Consider the following 15,944-nt stretch of genomic DNA (forward strand, 5'->3'; position numbering starts at 1 on the left):
TATTCCTATTTATTTTCCACAACTGGATTTGCTTTTATATCAGTGCCTAATCTCTGCAGATAAGCAATTAATGCAATTATTTCTTTATCCGGCTCAGCAGGTACACCATTTTTTTGCAAATCAAGCGCAATGGTTTCTGCTTGTTTCATCAAATCATCGTTAGCCTGATTTTCATAACCTTCCGGATACGGTACACCGAGTGTTCTCATCACATCAATCTTTTTAGATGTTAACGAAATATCAAGTTGGTTTTCTATCAGCCAAGGATAGGGCGGCATAATTGAGCTCGGTGACATTGAGCGTGGATTTTCCATGTGCAGATAATGCCACAAGTTTGGATACTTTCCTCCTTCTCTGTGTAAATCAGGTCCGGTACGTTTTGATCCCCATAAAAATGGATGATCATAAACAAACTCACCAGCTTTTGAATATTCGCCGTATCTTTCAGTTTCGGATCTGAAAGGACGAACTAGCTGTGAATGACAACTATTGCAAGCCTCCCTTATGTAAATATCCCTGCCCTGCAGCTCAAGTGGTGTATAAGGTTTTACTGATGCAATTGTAGGGATATTAGATTTGACTAAAAAAGTTGGAACAAATTCCACAATTCCGCCAATTAATATCACCACTAAAGACGCCAACAAAAAGTAAATAGGTTTACCCTCCAACCAGCGATGTGAAATTTTTTCTTTTCCTTCTTTGTGCATTGGTGTAGCTTCGGCTTCTTCATTTGCAACTAATTTGCCTTGCAACATTGTTTTTGAAAGATTGTAAACCATCATTAACATTCCAACTAAATACAATGTACCACCAAAAGCTCTAATAATATACATTGGGATTATTTGAAGTGTTGTTTCCAAAAAGTTAGGATATTGCAACATTCCCATATCATTAAATTGTTTCCACATTAATGATTGAGCAACACCAGACCAATACATTGCTGAAGCATAGAAAACCATTCCAAGAGTTCCAATCCAGAAATGTACGTTAGCCATCTTTTTAGAGTAGAGTTCCGTTTTAAATATTTTTGGAACCAACCAATAAAACATTCCTGCTGTTAAAAATCCGTTCCATCCAAGAGCACCAATATGTACGTGAGCTATAATCCAATCTGTAAAGTGAGCAAATGCGTTTACATTTTTTAGTGAAAGCATTGGACCTTCAAATGTGGACATACCGTAGGCTGTTACAGCAACAACCATAAATTTTAATATTGGATCTTCTCTAACTCTATCCCAGGCACCTCGTAAAGTTAAAAGTCCGTTTATCATACCTCCCCAGGATGGAGCAATTAACATAATTGAAAAAACTGTTCCTAATGATTGTGCCCAATCAGGTAAAGCTGAGTAAAGTAGATGATGTGGGCCAGCCCAGATATATAAAAATATCAACGCCCAAAAGTGTATGATTGAAAGTTTGTATGAATAAATTGGTCTGTTTGCGGCTTTGGGCAAGTAGTAATACATCAAACCGAGATAAGGGGTTGTTAAAAAGAATGCAACTGCATTATGACCATACCACCATTGAACTAAAGCATCCTGCACACCGGCGTACAATGAATAACTTTTAAATAAACTTACGGGAATTTCAAAAGAGTTTACGATATGTAAAACAGCAACGGTAACCCAGGTAGCAAGATAAAACCAAATTGCAACATAAATATGTTTCTCTCTTCTCTTGATTAATGTTCCTATCATATTGATACCGAACACCACCCAAATAAGAGTTATAGCAATATCAATAGGCCACTCAAGTTCAGCATATTCTTTGCTGGAAGTAAGACCAAGCGGAAGTGAAATTGCAGCGGCTACAATTATTAGTTGCCATCCCCAGAAATGGATTCTACTTAACAGCGTGCTGAACATTGGGGTTTTAAGTAGGCGTGGAAGCGAATAATAAATGCCTGCAAAAATCGCATTTCCAACAAAAGCAAAAATAACAGCATTGGTATGCAAGGGACGAAGTCTTCCGAATGTTAAAAACGGAATACTGAAATTCAGATCAGGGGCAAAAAGCTGGCTTGCAATAAGCACACCAACCAACATACCCACAACACCGAAAACCAATGATGCTATAGTAAAGTCTCTTACGATTTTATTATCGTAACTGAACTTCTCTAACTGCATAGGGGCTCCTTTATTTGAAGTTGTAAGTTAATTATCAAGTTTGTTCTCTTCTTTAATTTTTGTTTCTTTTACTATTTCTTTTTCTTTTTTTGATTTTTCATCTTCGAAAAGCACACGAACGGATGGAGTATAAGTATCAGAGTACTGCCCACTTTTTACACTCCACAAAAACGCGATTAAAAATCCTACAGCCACAAACAAACTAAATCCAATTAATACAACGATTACAGAGATAACAAACCTCTTTTTTTAGCAAAAAAATTCGTGGCTAAAGTTGCAACTAGTACAACACTAATTGAACTTACAGGCATTAGCAGTGCAGCAATTAAAGGAGATAACATTCCATTAATTGCAAAACTTAGCCCGACTAAATTATAAAAAAATGATATTAAAAAGTTTAGATGTATAATTTTTAAACTGGTTTTAGAAAATTTTAAAAATGTTGAAATATTCTTTAATTGCCCCGAATCAATTATTGCGTCGCAAGCAGGAGTAAAATTACTAACATCATCAGTTACTGAAATACCAACATCACTCTGACTTAATGCACCGGCATCATTTAAGCCATCACCCACCATTAATACTTTGCTTTTATCCGATTGCAGTTGTTTGATAAAATTTAATTTGTCTTCAGGTGATTGTTTAAAATGAAGCTGTGATTCTGATTTAAATATTTTTAATAGATTGTCTTTTTCTCCATTGTTATCACCCGAAAGTAATGATAGCTGATATTCAGAAGATAGATTCTTTACAACTTTATCAATTCCCATTCGATATGAATTTGAAATTGTAAAATTGCCAACAACTTCAGAATTAATTGAAACATAAACTCTGGTTCTAATAACATCAACTTCAGTCTCAATTATTTTTAGATTAACAAAATCTGAAGAACCAATTTTGATAATATTTCCGTACACGACTCCTTCAATTCCTTTTCCTATCGGTTCATTAAATTTTGTAACAGGAAAAAAATCTGATCCATCAATTGAATCAAAGATTTTTTTACTTAATGGATGTGTGGAACTTCGCACTAAGGATTTTATACATTTTAATTCTGTAGTATTTAAAATTCTGCCAGTATAAATAATATCTGATTTTCCTGATTCTGTAATAGTTCCGGTTTTATCAAACACAATAGAATTAATTTTTGCCATCATCTCAACAACGGAAGCATTTTTAAGATAAAATTTATTACGCCCAAAAATCCTCATTGTGTTGCCAAGAGTAAATGGAGTTGATAATGCAAGAGCGCATGGACAAGCAACTATCAAAACAGAAGTAAAAACGTTTATTGCAGTAAATGAACTTACAGATAACCAGAACGCAGCAGCCACAAACGCTATTATTAAAATAACTATTGTAAAATATTTACTAACTGTGTTTGAAAAATTTGTAAACTCGCTTTCAGTTTTTTTATTGAAGGTATCATTATTCCAGAGTTGTGTTAAATAACTTTGCGATACTTCTTTAATAACTTCAAGCTCTATCAATCCGGATTTTTGTCTTCCGCCTGCGTAAATCATTTCTCCGCTAACTTTATCAATTGGATGTGACTCACCAGAAACAAAACTATAATCAATTAATCCATCGCCATTCATTAAAATTGCATCTGCAGGAACAATTTCATTTTGTCTGATTATGATTCTATTCCCAACCATCAAATTTGCAACAGGAATCGATTTTTCAATTTCGTTTTGTTTGATTATAACTGAGAGTGGGAAATATGCTTTGTAATCGCGTTCAAAATTCATTGCATCATAAGTTTTCTCCTGCAATATTTTTCCGATTAGGAGAAAAAATACCAATCCGGCTAATGAATCAAAATATCCAGCTTGATTAAGAATAAGCAACTCGTAAACACTGCGAAGAAATAAAACCAATATTCCCAACGATAATGGAACATCTATATTAATTATTTTTTTACGCAAGCCTTTGTATGCTGACACGAAATAATCAGAAGCAGAATAGAAAAAGACGGGTAGTGATAGAATAAGATTTAAATAATTAAAAAATGATTTTAATAAACTATCAGCGGTAGTGATTGAAAAATATTCAGGAAAGCTGAACATCATAATATTGCCAAAACAAAATCCAGCAACACCAACTTTATAATAAAGACTTTTATTGGATTTAGTTTCTATTTTCTTTTCGGCCGTATCAAGGTTTATCTGCGGTTCATATCCAATTGAAGAAATTAAAACAACAACTTCTTTCAAAGAGATTTTTTCATGTAAATATTTTACACTTAATTCTTTACGAACAAAGTTTACTGTAGAACTTGTAATTGCGGGGTTTAATTTAAAAAGATTCTCCAATAGCCATATACAGGAACTGCAATGCATTTGAGGAATGAAGAAAGTGATTTTAGAAATTTTCTCATCACTAAAATCTAAAAGTTTAGTAATGGTTAATGTGTCATCTAAGTAATCAAACCTTTTAGATTCAAAATTCTTAGGTGAAATTCCGGGATTTTCTTGAAAATTGTAGTAAATACAAAGTTCACCTTGATTTAGAATTTCATAAACAGTTTTACAACCAGAGCAGCAAAAATACTTTTCTTCAATCGCAATGGATTCATCCTTACAAATATCTCCACAATGATAGCAGATAATTTGATTTTTTGTTTTTAATTCAGTTGCCATAAAACGAAGTAGTAAAACAGTTTAAATTCTTAATCGGACAATAATTGCTTGAAATTACGTGCCAAATATAAACTATTTAAAAAGACTTTTTTCAATCAAAACTAATCAAAAAAAATAATTGAGTTCTATGATTTGAAACTATCGAAAAGAATTTCTTCTCAAACGAGAGAACGAAGAAGTTGGATTATGTAAAATTAGTGGCGTCCACTTTGTCTCAGTTTTCTATTTTAGGATTTTTACCTCAAAAACTCTTCCCAAATCTTAAACAACTGATAAGTTGCATAAATATCTTTAGAACAATATACAGCTATGTCTTTTATCCGCCCGGCTTCATAAAGAGTTTTTACTTCCATTCCGGAAATGTCTTTTGCTTTTGGAGATTCGATTCCAAATGCATTGCAGTAAAAATCCAGATTAAACTTTCTTGTAGTGCTGTAAAATGTAAATTGCTCAAGAAGATCGATGTGAATGTCACCGTATCGGTAGCCCATTAAATTTTTTGTCACCTTTACACCCAGCATAGCGGAACGCATCATTAAAAACGGAATATCAAAATTTCTTCCGTTAAATGTCACAAACTGATCAATGTAATGTGCAAGCCGCCAGAAGGATTCGAGCATTTCTTTTTCAGGTAAACCTTTGTATTGCACATTGGTATTTTCAGAATTCCATTCTTCAGGCTTTTCAGATTCGTAGTAAACATAGGATTTTTCTTTTTCTACATCATACATTCCAATTGCGATACATTTTGCAGTAAAAGGATAAAGCGATGTGTAACGAATTGCTTCATCGCGCATAGACTCTTTTTTGGCGGGATCAATTTCTTTATCTGCATACTTTAGCAGATATTCACGTTGGCTTTCGGAAAGAGATTCAAAAGGATAAGAACAAGTTTCAATATCAAAAATTAGTTTGCGCATTTTAACCTCCCAATAATGATGAACAATAATATTTTTATTTTGAATTAAAGATTACTTCACTCGAAGACTTGTTCGCAATAACTTCTTTATGTAATAATCTGTACCTCTGGTTCAGACTTTTTAATCTTTTCAATAAACTCTTCAGTAAGTGGTGTTGATTTTCTTGTTTTAGGATCAACAAAAACAACAACACCTTTTCCATCCACAATAATTTCTCCAGATTTCTTTCTAATAATCAAATGATCGTAACCAAAAGATGAATTTTTTATATAAGAAACTCTCGAATAAACATCCAATTCATCATCATAAAATGAATGCCCAAGGTAATTTATTTCATTTCTTACCATAAAAAATAATTTACCGTCAGAAAATATTCCACCTTCAGGCATCAATCCTGCTTCTTTAACATATTCTAACCTGGCATGTTCAAAATAATTTATATAAACTGCGTTATTGCATACACCTAACATATCAACTTCGTGGAATCGGACTTTAACTGTAGTTTTATGCGTAAAATCTTTTACATCCATTAACTAAAAACCTCATCGATTATTTGTGCAGCCTTTTTTATATCATCAAATGAAACATCCAAATGTGTAATAGCACGAATCAAATCAATCTTACCTACTGAAACAAGTAGACCTTTTCCTTTACAACGCTTCAATCCTTCATCAACAGAAATGGTTTTTGGATTAAACAATAAAATATTTGTCTGAACTGCTTCCATATCTATCTCTAGATTTGGATTTGCATTAATTCGTTCAGCTAGATATTTAGCTTTTTCGTGATCTTCCTTTAATCGCTCAATATTATTTTGAATTGCATACAAACCGGCAGCAGCAAGAATTCCAACTTGCCTCATTCCCCCGCCCCAGGCTTTACGAACCCGAAATGCTTCATTAATAAAATCCCTTGATCCCGCAATTATAGAACCAACCGGTGCGCCAAGAGCTTTTGAAAGGCAGCAAGAAATCGAATCAAAATGTGATGCATATTCTTTTGCAGTAATTCCTGTTGCAACAGATGCATTCCAAATTCTTGCACCATCAAGATGGTAAAAGAGATTGTATTTTTTAGCAAGATTTTTCAATGAAACAATATTTTCGATCGGCCAGATTGTTCCGCCACCACGATTGTGAGTGTTTTCAACTTCTATAACTTTTGTTCGCGGCATATAATATGCAGATGTGGGTCGAATGATTGGTTCAACTTGTTCCGGAGTAATAATTCCGTGTTTACCCTCAATCGGAAATAATTGTATTCCACTTAATGCTGCCGGCGAACCTGACTCATAATTAAAAATGTGCGCATCGCGCTCACATATAACTTCATCACCGGGATTTGTTAAAACATTTAAACAAATCTGGTTTCCCATCACTCCGCTTGGAACATATAAAGCAGCTTCTTTTCCTAAAAGCTCGGCTGCATATTCTTCAAGCTTATTTACGGATGGATCTTCTTTAAATACATCGTCACCAACTTCAGCATTATACATTGCTTTACGCATTGCATCAGATGGGCGTGTAACTGTGTCGCTTCTTAGGTCAATCATATATTATTCTATAATTTAAATTTTTTCTTCATCCAAATTAAAATGTTAATCCCAAATATCCACAATGAAAATGCGGAAGATAATATTGGAATGATTAGTGGATTTTTAGTGTAAAATGTTTTTTCATTATTTAAAGGAACATCAACAACTAAATGCGTTCTGGTAAACATTTCTGTTTCAACTTCTGTAACACCGAATTTATTTATCAAACAACTAATACCGCCATTGGCACAACGAACAACCGCTCTCCTGTTTTCAACAGCACGTAAGTTTGCAAATTCTTTGTGTTGATACGGTCCGCTAAGTTTTCCATACCAACTATCGTTTGTAAGTACAGTTAAAAATTGTGCGCCACGATCTACAAAATAATTTGGGAAAGTTGGAAATACGGATTCATAACAAACTAATCCGCCAATTTTTATTGTATCATTGCTAGATACAAATTTGAATACGGTTGTGTCCTGTCCAACATTCCATCCGCTAATACCAACACCCCACTTTAATAAATCACCAAGGAACGGAATCTGATCAACAAAAGGTGTATGCTCACCGAGTGGTACTAATTGCATTTTTCCGTACCGCTGAATTTCAAAAGTATTTGGTTGCAACATTAAAATTGAATTGTAAGTTGCATAATGATACTTACCCGTCTCGCTGTACTTTGAATTACGTGGAGCTTCTTTTTCATAAATACGATAATCCGGCATTCCTGTTAAGAGTGGAATATTGTTTTTGTTTAGGAAAGAATAAATGGTATCAAGCTCGGATTGATACGTGCCTGATAAAAGATAAATAGGTAAAGCTGTTTCTGGCCAAAGAATTATTTGCGCTCCTTCATCAACACATTTTTGAGAAAGCTGCAGATTATTATTTAATATTTCATTTAAACCACCAAGCTCCCATTTATTCCAGGGATCAAGATTCGGCTGAATAATACCTACACGTACTTTTTTCTCATTATTATTTAAAGTTGAAATTCTAGCATAACCGTAAATGAGCACAAGGATAAAAATCAATCCTGCGATTGAAAGATTTATCAGCCAAACCTTTAAATTTTCCTTAAAAGATTTTAATCCCTTGTATATAAAAATATTAATCCACAAAACAACAAAGGATAATCCAAACGCACCAATAATATCTGCTAATTGAATAAATGCTGTAAACTTTGCAAGCCCATGCCCAATGGTTAACCAAGGAAATTTTAAATCTGTAAGCGTAAGTAGATATTCACCTGTAACCCAAAAGAATGGGAAGAAATAGAGAGATAAATCTTTTTTAAAAACTTTTTTTGATAAGAAATACAAAGTTGAGTTGATCAGCATAACGCAAGGTAAAAAGAAAACTAATACTGTTCCGCTTAACATTAAAAATGGATCAGATTCTTTCTGCCAGCTTCCAACCCAAAAAACGGTGATTAAGCTCATTACAAAAAAAGTTAAGTAGGATGCTGAATTAACTTTTAGTAACATTTGTTTTTTTGTTATCACAAAAAAGTAAGGGACGAATGCAACAAAAATAAATAGTGTAAAGGGAAATGGGAATGGTGTAAATGAAATTCCAAAAAGAATTCCTGATAAAATTAATAGCAGTTTGTTTTTTCTTATTTCTTTTTTCTGTTCTAAAGATAATTCTAGTTTCTTAAAAGGTAATTTCAAATTTGTGTTTTTCTTTTTTTGATGAAATATCGAACCACAAAAAACAGCACTACAATTAAGGTAACAACTAAAATTATATTGCTGTAGGTTTTAAGATAACTGTCTATCAAATCGATATTTTTTCCAAAAGCAATACCTAAATAAATTAGAATTGCGTTCCAAACTGCCGAACTGATTAAACTGAGTATGGAGGTTTTATTAACATTTAGTCTACTCATTCCAGCAAAAAATGAAATTACGGCTCGTGTACCAGGTAAAAATCTATTAGCAACAATTAGATAATATCCGTATTTGCGAAAAGAATTTTCAACTTTCTCAAACGATTGAACAGTAATGAATTTTAATTTGCCTGAGTGAATTAATCTTTTATCAAACTGCCAGCCTATTATAAATGCTGTTAGGAAACCTAATAGACTTCCAGAAGTTGCAAATAGAAATAATGGAATAAAATGTAATGAACCCGTTGCAACTAATGAACCACCAATTACAACTACCATATCACTGGGAGAAGGTGGAAATAAATTTTCTATATATGCAAAGAAAAATATTGTAAGATAAATCCAGAACGGGGACATATTAGATATCTGGGCTAGAATTGTTTCAAACATCCTAATCTTTCTTCTGTAATAAAACAGTTGCGAAGGAAACTACACCTTCTGTTCTACCCACAAACCCAAGTTTTTCTGTTGTGGTGGCTTTTATAGATATTTGATCAATATCAACTTTAAGGATCTGGGAAATACGATTTCTTATTTGTTCAACGTAAGGAAATATTTTTGGATTTTCCATCGCAAGGACACAATCAAGATTTCCTAATTCATATCCTTTGTTTAGAATGAGCTCGTTAACGTGTTTTAAAAGTTTTGAACTATCTGCATCTTTCCATCTTTCATCGGTGTTTGGAAAGTGTTTTCCAATATCACCAAGTGCAAGTGCGCCAAGCATTGCATCACAAATTGCATGAAGCAAAACATCTGCATCGGAATGACCTTCTAATCCTTTGTCAAATGGAATTTCTATTCCACCAATAATTAATTTTCTACCCTCAGCAAAGGCATGAACATCAAAACCAAAACCGGTTCTAAAATTTAATTTCAATATCTAACCTCAAATTTTGTAAACTCATTTTTAATTTCGGACCACTCAACAAAACAATTTGCAACGTGAGATTTTGATGGTCCATTTTTCAGTTGTTCAACTAATTCCTGAATTAAAAATTGCTCTCCCTCAACTTCAGTTAAAACTTCGCCCGTAAAGAGATTTTGTGTATAGCCTTTTAGATTTAAATTTTCAGCATGTTTCATCACAAAATATCTAAACCCAACACCCTGAACTAATCCATTAACAATTATTTTTGCTCTTTTAATTTCACTCATCTTTGATTGAAAATGCTTCTGAAATAATTAACCCGGTGAAAATAAGCACACATCCAATTAAGCCAAAATTAGAAATTTTTTCACTGAGTAAAAAGTAAGCAAACACAGCTGCAAATATTGGTTCAATGGAGAAAATTATTCCAGCTTTTGTCGGCGAAACAGTTTTTTGAAATTTTAGTTGTATAACTGTTGCAATTATCGAAGCAAATATTGCAGTGTAAAGAATTGCTGTAACGACAGAAGCATTCAAGCTAATTCTAATTGTTTCTAAAGAAGTAATAGAAAAAGCAAATGACAAAATAAATCCACCTAAACCGGTAATGAGTAATTGCACAAAGACCATTGGCAAATAATCATATTTTTTTGTAAACACATCAACATAAACAACTTGAAAAGCAAATAGTATCGCGCATAAGAGTGTAAGTAAGTCACCAAAATTAAAATCAGAACCCAGCTGCTTAATAAAATCAAGCACATTTTCGCCTTTGCTGGATAACATTATTAATCCAATCAAAACTAAAAACACACTAAAAAGATTAAACCATTTTGGTTTTCGATTCTCAATGATCAACTGAAGAATGGGGATAAAAACGACAAATGTTCCTGTAATAAATCCTGATTTTGTTGCTGTGGTAAGATTTAACCCTATGGTCTGAGCTGTAAATCCTGCAAAGTAAAAAAAACCAAGAATTGATCCGGCAATAAGAGTTTGCTTATTAGTTTTTTTTAAATGTGAATAAACAAAAGGGAAAAAAATAAATGCGGCTATAGTAAATCTTAAACCGAGGAATAATAAGGGAGAAATATCAGTAAAGGCATTTTTAATTAACGCAAACGTTCCACCCCAAATTAAAGTATTAAAAAGAAGAGCAATTTCTCCAGAATATTTTTTCATCTTAGAAGATTCAATTGATTTTAAATATCTAACTTGATCTTAAATCCAAGCCTAATCTGGATCATTCTTTGTCCTTTACCCGAACATAACCAAACGACTTTAGCATATTTAAATTTGAACGCCACTTTTCTCTGACTTTTACACGCAACTCAAGATAAACTTCTCGATCCAGAAATTCTTCGATAGCATTTCTGGATTTTTCACCAAGTTTTTTAATTGCTGTACCGCCTTTTCCAATAATAATTGGTTTTTGGGATTCTCTTTCAACCACAATTTCTGCACTAATAAAGTCTTTTGAGTGTTCTCGCTCAGTAAATTCAGCTATTAATACTTCGCAGCTATAAGGGACTTCATCCTCATACAGCTCAAAAAGTTTTTCACGAATTATCTCAGTTACAAAAAATCTTTCTGTTTCTTCAGAAACAATGTCATCAGGATAGAACTTAGCACCTTCTGGTAAACACTCAACTATATCGTTTAGTAATCTTTCAAGATTAAATTTTAGATTTGCAGAAACTGGAATGACCGATTTAAACAAATTTAGTTTTTCAAATCTTTCAATAAGTGTAAGTGCTTGTTCCTGTGAGATTGTATCAATCTTATTAAGCACAAGAATTTTGGGATTTGTTTTTTCTTTAATTACTTTTTGGATGTATTCATTCTCTTCCGCGCCTTTGAATGATTGCTCAGAACTTACATCATAAATGATTACGAAAACGTCTGCATCTTTAACAGAAAGATCAATATCATCCATCATTTTTTCTTGAAGAAGATACGCAGGTTTTAATATTCCTGGAGTATCAAGAAATATTACTTGATAATTTTCTTCGGATAATATTCCAAGTATTCTTTTACGTGTAGTTTGGGGCTTTGACGTTGTAATTGAAATTTTTTGTCCAAGCAAAGCATTCATTAAAGTTGATTTACCAACATTTGGCAATCCGATAATAGCAGCGTAACCGGCTTTTGTGTTCATTCTTATCTTTTCTTTTTATGATGTGTAAATATACGAAATGAGATAGTATTATTAGGAAGAATATTAGCAATACGAATCAGGATAAAGGGAAAGTGTGTTTAGTGACCAAATCTTTTTTCGATCGTTTCTGAAATTCAATTAAGAAGTAACCAGATACAAGCATAACGAATGAAAGTAATGATCCAAATATTGTAAGATTTTTTTGCCAAAAAGAGATGAAAAATAATCTCCGATACTTTTAGAATAAGTTGTAACTATTTCACTTGTTTCACTTACCTTCGATGCAGATAGCATTTGAAATAAAACATATCCTGTAATGCAAAGAGCTAACGCAACAAAAACAGATAATATAGCAAACAAGAAATATTTCTGCTGTTTTGCATTTGTGGTACTTCTGTTTACTTTATTCATAACCATTTTTGTAAAATCTATACTTGGCAAATTCACTTCAATATTTTTTAACAGATCATGTGTTTTAAGTAATGCCGCATATTTTCTTTTTAAATCAGGTGAGTTTTCAATCGCGATTTTTAAGGTATCTTTTTCTTCGCGACTTAATTCATCATCTAAATATTTATTCAGTAACTCATCATTAATGTTTTTCATAAAACTTCCTGCAATAAATTCCTTTTTTTCTAAAATCTCTCGTAACAAATTACGAGAGCGATGCAAAATAACTTTTACGTTTGCAACTGAGATTTCTAAAACTTCACTAATTTCCTCTGTTTTCATTTCTTCTAAATAAAACATAGTAATAACAGCCGCATTTTTGGGTGGAAGTTCATTTACAATTTTCTTCATCAATACAGAAATATCTTCATTCACTAAAGTGTCTGCATTGTAATCGCTTTTAAGAAAATGCAAATCATCAATAGAGCTCATTTCAGTTTCAATTTTTCTTTTTGCAGAAGATAACTTTGTTAATGCTGTATTATAAACTATGCGATAAAACCATGTTGAAAACTTTGACTCATTCTTAAATGTGTTGAGATTATTATAAGCTTTTAAAAAACAATCCATCAAAACCTCTTCAGCATCAAAATCATTCTTTAACATTCGTTTAAGCATAGAAAAAGCTTTATTCTTATATCTATCAATAAGAACAGAATAATCCGCAGCGTTACCTTTCTTAACGGATTCAATGATTTCAACATCTGTAAGGTTTTTCATTTTCATTATAGACTATTTCAATGTATCAAAGGTTACAAATAATTACAGACGGTTAAAGTTAGACTGATTTATTTTGATAATCAATCTGTAACCTTGATAATATTATTTCAGTCAAATGTATTGTACAATAAATAATTAAAATCTGTAACCTTAAAAAAATTCTTTTGTCAAAAGGATTAGAAACATAAGGAGATAATAAAATGCGTGAAGAAGTAATTGCAGTATTTATCCCAATTATTATGACTCTTGTAGTTGGAGCAATACTAATTGTTTATTTTTTCTTGAAGTCCAAAGAAAAACAAATGCTGATAGAAAAAGGACTTTCGACAGAAGAAATTAAGAAATTCTTTGAAGAAAAACGGGATGGACTCTGGTTAATAAAAATTGGCGTGATTTCAATTTTCTTTGGTATAGGATTAGGATTTGGAATGATGCTTCAGGATGCAACCACAAAAGAATATTGGATTCCGTTTTCATTATTTGTTGGAACTGGAATTGGTTTTGTTTTAGCTAATGTAATAAGCGAAAAGATGAAACTAAAAAAATAATGTTAAAAACCCCTTCCGTATTGGAAGGGGTTTTAGTTTTTTAATTTTATTCTTGAGCTTCCAACCATCGCTCTGCATCTAAAGCTGCCATACAACCTGTACCGGCAGCAGTAACTGCCTGGCGGTAAATATGATCTGCAACATCACCAGCAGCAAAAACACCTTCAATATTTGTGTAAGTTGATCCAGGTTTAACTTTTAGATAGCCTGTTTCATCCATATCCAATACTTCTTTAAATAACTTTGTATTTGGCTGATGACCTATTCCGATAAATAATCCATCAGCTTTAAATTCAGTAGTTGAACCATCTTTTGTATCTTGAAGTATAACGCCTGTCATACTTTTTCTGCCATTTTCTTCAACACCAATAACTTCTTTAATTGTTTTGTTTGTTAAGAATTTTATCTTAGGATTTTTTTGGGCCCGCTCAGTCATAATTTTTGAAGCTCGAAATTCATCTCTTCTGTGAATAACTGTAACTTCGCTTGCAAATTTTGTCAAAAAGTTTGCTTCCTCCATTGCTGTATCACCACCGCCAACAACAATAACTTTTAGTCCTTTAAAGAAAAATCCATCGCAAGTAGCGCAGGCAGAAACACCGTAACCCATATATTTATTTTCACTTTCCAATCCAAGTAATTTTGCTGAAGCTCCAGTAGAAATTATAATAGAATCGGCGGTGTAATTTTCATCATAAGATTTTACTTTAAATGGACGCTCTGAAAAATCAACTTCTGTTATTTCTTTATAAAATGATTGCGCACCAAAACGTTGAGCTTGTTTACGCATAACATCCATCAATTCCGGGCCATCAATTCCGTGTTCAAATCCCGGATAGTTTTCAACTTCAGTAGTAATTGTTAATTGTCCACCTGGCTGCATTCCTTCAAAAATAACTGGATTAAGATTTGCACGACCTGTATAAATTGCTGCTGTTAATCCAGCTGGACCAGATCCTATAATTAAAACTTTAAAATGATTTTTTGGTCTAATTGTTCAGCCATTTTTTCTCCAACACTAAATATTTAGCAAAATTTTTATTATTTGTAACTGTAAGATTCAGATAAGTTAGTGAAGATTCAAGAAGGGATTTAATATCAATCAAATAAAAACTTAGCGTTGCGTTGCAATCCTTTTAACTTCGTTCTTTTTATAGGGCTTTCTGCAAATCGTTCCTTAAATGTTTGACTATCCATAATAATAACTTCATCAGAAGTCAGTTCCTTGTTCTGCGGATAAAATTCATTTGTAGAAGTAACAATGGAAAATTTGTGATTCCATGGACAAACATCCTGACAAATATCACAGCCAAAAATCCAGTTTTCAAATTTTCCTTTCAACTCAATGGCAATTTCTTCTTTGTTCTCAATTGTTTGAAATGAAATACATTTGTTCGCATCAACCACATATTCTTGAACAATTGCATCCGTTGGGCAGGCATCGATACAAGCAATACAAGTACCACAATGATCAATAATGATTTCAGAATAATCAAACTCGTAGTTTGTAATAATGTTTGAGATGAAAAACCAACTGCCAATTTCAGGATTAATAATATTCGTGTGTTTTCCCATCCAACCAAGTCCGGCACGAACAGCCCAAGCTTTATCCATTACTGGACCGGTGTCTACGTAAGAAAGTGATTCAAATTTAGGATCAATTTCTTTTAGCATTGCTTCAAGTTCATCAAGTTTTTGCCAGATGATAAGATGATAATCTTTTCCCCAGGCATATCGAGAAACCTTGCCTTTATGTTTTTTATGTGAATGTTGCTCTGGTGTGTAATAATTTAGAGCTAATGAGATAACACTTTTGGCATTTGGAAGAATTTGCTTTACATCTTTTCTTTTATGAAAATTCTTTTCCATGTAATTCATGCCAGCTTGATAACCTTTATCCAACCATTGTTGCAGTTTTTCAGTTTCATCTTCTAATAAATCAGTTTTAGCAAAACCAACAAGATCAAATCCAAGTTGTTTTGCTTTTTCCGAAACTATTTGGTTTGTTAGTTTGGGCATAGGAAAATTATTTTAAAATTAAAGATAATATCTTTTAAAAGATGTAATCTTTATCAACTTTATCC

At 32.6% G+C, this 15,944-nt stretch carries 16 protein-coding genes; 1 reads left to right on the forward strand and 15 read right to left on the reverse strand.

The features are described 5' to 3' along the window. Positions 1-5: 5 nt before the first annotated feature. From ccoN to IPJ23_08940, 13 genes are all read right to left on the reverse strand, one after another. Positions 6-2,126 carry a cytochrome-c oxidase, cbb3-type subunit I gene (gene ccoN, locus IPJ23_08880; GenBank protein MBK7630804.1) on the reverse strand — a complete coding sequence of 707 codons (2,121 nt, stop codon included), beginning with the start codon at positions 2,124-2,126 and terminating at the stop codon, positions 6-8. Positions 2,127-2,153: 27 nt separating this feature from the next. Beyond that, complete coding sequence (gene ccoS / locus IPJ23_08885) at positions 2,154-2,360, reverse strand: cbb3-type cytochrome oxidase assembly protein CcoS (GenBank protein ID MBK7630805.1); 207 nt, start codon at positions 2,358-2,360, stop codon at positions 2,154-2,156. Next, positions 2,351-4,768: a heavy metal translocating P-type ATPase metal-binding domain-containing protein gene (locus IPJ23_08890; GenBank protein MBK7630806.1), complete on the reverse strand. Its 2,418-nt coding sequence runs from the start codon at positions 4,766-4,768 to the stop codon at positions 2,351-2,353. Before IPJ23_08890 ends, ccoS begins: the two co-directional genes overlap by 10 nt. A gap of 236 nt (positions 4,769-5,004) precedes the next feature. Beyond that, positions 5,005-5,688: a ribonuclease H-like domain-containing protein gene (locus IPJ23_08895; GenBank protein MBK7630807.1), complete on the reverse strand. Its 684-nt coding sequence runs from the start codon at positions 5,686-5,688 to the stop codon at positions 5,005-5,007. An 86-nt stretch (positions 5,689-5,774) separates the two neighbouring features. After that, positions 5,775-6,218, reverse strand: a complete 444-nt coding sequence (locus IPJ23_08900) for an acyl-CoA thioesterase (protein ID MBK7630808.1) — start codon at positions 6,216-6,218, stop codon at positions 5,775-5,777. Beyond that, on the reverse strand, positions 6,218-7,240 hold the full coding sequence (locus tag IPJ23_08905) for an aminotransferase class I/II-fold pyridoxal phosphate-dependent enzyme (protein ID MBK7630809.1): 1,023 nt from the start codon (positions 7,238-7,240) through the stop codon (positions 6,218-6,220). The genes IPJ23_08900 and IPJ23_08905 overlap by 1 nt, the downstream gene beginning before the upstream one ends. 8 nt (positions 7,241-7,248) lie before the next feature. After that, on the reverse strand, positions 7,249-8,895 hold the full coding sequence (gene lnt / locus IPJ23_08910; GenBank protein MBK7630810.1) for an apolipoprotein N-acyltransferase: 1,647 nt from the start codon (positions 8,893-8,895) through the stop codon (positions 7,249-7,251). After that, on the reverse strand, positions 8,892-9,503 hold the full coding sequence (locus IPJ23_08915; GenBank protein MBK7630811.1) for a DedA family protein: 612 nt from the start codon (positions 9,501-9,503) through the stop codon (positions 8,892-8,894). Before IPJ23_08915 ends, lnt begins: the two co-directional genes overlap by 4 nt. Before the next feature lies 1 nt (position 9,504). Continuing rightward, complete coding sequence (locus tag IPJ23_08920; GenBank protein MBK7630812.1) at positions 9,505-9,993, reverse strand: 2-C-methyl-D-erythritol 2,4-cyclodiphosphate synthase; 489 nt, start codon at positions 9,991-9,993, stop codon at positions 9,505-9,507. Beyond that, entirely contained in the window at positions 9,990-10,271 is a 282-nt protein-coding gene (locus IPJ23_08925) for an acylphosphatase (GenBank protein ID MBK7630813.1), read from the reverse strand. The genes IPJ23_08920 and IPJ23_08925 overlap by 4 nt, the downstream gene beginning before the upstream one ends. Beyond that, a complete protein-coding gene (locus IPJ23_08930; GenBank protein ID MBK7630814.1) occupies positions 10,264-11,166 on the reverse strand; it encodes a DMT family transporter in 903 nt (300 codons plus the stop codon). Before IPJ23_08930 ends, IPJ23_08925 begins: the two co-directional genes overlap by 8 nt. A 61-nt stretch (positions 11,167-11,227) precedes the next feature. Then, on the reverse strand, positions 11,228-12,142 hold the full coding sequence (era, locus tag IPJ23_08935) for a GTPase Era (protein ID MBK7630815.1): 915 nt from the start codon (positions 12,140-12,142) through the stop codon (positions 11,228-11,230). Positions 12,143-12,280: 138 nt separating this feature from the next. Beyond that, positions 12,281-13,312, reverse strand: a complete 1,032-nt coding sequence (locus IPJ23_08940; protein MBK7630816.1) for a sigma-70 family RNA polymerase sigma factor — start codon at positions 13,310-13,312, stop codon at positions 12,281-12,283. Positions 13,313-13,512: 200 nt separating this feature from the next. Between IPJ23_08940 and IPJ23_08945 the strand changes: the two genes are divergently transcribed. Beyond that, positions 13,513-13,860 (forward strand): hypothetical protein, encoded by a 348-nt coding sequence (locus tag IPJ23_08945; protein MBK7630817.1) that lies wholly within the window; start codon positions 13,513-13,515, stop codon positions 13,858-13,860. Positions 13,861-13,906: 46 nt separating this feature from the next. Here IPJ23_08945 and trxB read toward each other — a convergent pair whose 3' ends face one another. Next, on the reverse strand, positions 13,907-14,854 hold the full coding sequence (gene trxB / locus IPJ23_08950) for a thioredoxin-disulfide reductase (GenBank protein ID MBK7630818.1): 948 nt from the start codon (positions 14,852-14,854) through the stop codon (positions 13,907-13,909). Positions 14,855-14,958: 104 nt separating this feature from the next. Beyond that, complete coding sequence (gene queG / locus IPJ23_08955; GenBank protein ID MBK7630819.1) at positions 14,959-15,879, reverse strand: tRNA epoxyqueuosine(34) reductase QueG; 921 nt, start codon at positions 15,877-15,879, stop codon at positions 14,959-14,961. Between the last annotated feature and the right edge of the window lie 65 nt (positions 15,880-15,944).

The sequence above is a fragment of the Ignavibacteriales bacterium genome (genome assembly GCA_016709765.1).
Lineage (GTDB): Bacteria > Bacteroidota > Ignavibacteria > Ignavibacteriales > Ignavibacteriaceae > IGN3.

Bases quoted from the DNA above. Each gene is read 5' to 3' on its own strand.
- IPJ23_08925 (MBK7630813.1), bottom strand. From the start codon at position 10,271: ATGAGTGAAATTAAAAGAGCAAAAATAATTGTTAATGGATTAGTTCAG.
- IPJ23_08900 (MBK7630808.1), bottom strand. From the start codon at position 6,218: ATGGATGTAAAAGATTTTACGCATAAAACTACAGTTAAAGTCCGATTC.
- IPJ23_08895 (MBK7630807.1), bottom strand. From the start codon at position 5,688: ATGCGCAAACTAATTTTTGATATTGAAACTTGTTCTTATCCTTTTGAA.
- IPJ23_08940 (MBK7630816.1), bottom strand. From the start codon at position 13,312: ATGAAAAACCTTACAGATGTTGAAATCATTGAATCCGTTAAGAAAGGT.
- queG (MBK7630819.1), bottom strand. From the start codon at position 15,879: ATGCCCAAACTAACAAACCAAATAGTTTCGGAAAAAGCAAAACAACTT.
- IPJ23_08915 (MBK7630811.1), bottom strand. From the start codon at position 9,503: ATGTTTGAAACAATTCTAGCCCAGATATCTAATATGTCCCCGTTCTGG.
- ccoN (MBK7630804.1), bottom strand. From the start codon at position 2,126: ATGCAGTTAGAGAAGTTCAGTTACGATAATAAAATCGTAAGAGACTTT.
- IPJ23_08930 (MBK7630814.1), bottom strand. From the start codon at position 11,166: ATGAAAAAATATTCTGGAGAAATTGCTCTTCTTTTTAATACTTTAATT.
- era (MBK7630815.1), bottom strand. From the start codon at position 12,142: ATGAACACAAAAGCCGGTTACGCTGCTATTATCGGATTGCCAAATGTT.
- IPJ23_08905 (MBK7630809.1), bottom strand. From the start codon at position 7,240: ATGATTGACCTAAGAAGCGACACAGTTACACGCCCATCTGATGCAATG.
- IPJ23_08945 (MBK7630817.1), top strand. From the start codon at position 13,513: ATGCGTGAAGAAGTAATTGCAGTATTTATCCCAATTATTATGACTCTT.
- IPJ23_08890 (MBK7630806.1), bottom strand. From the start codon at position 4,768: ATGGCAACTGAATTAAAAACAAAAAATCAAATTATCTGCTATCATTGT.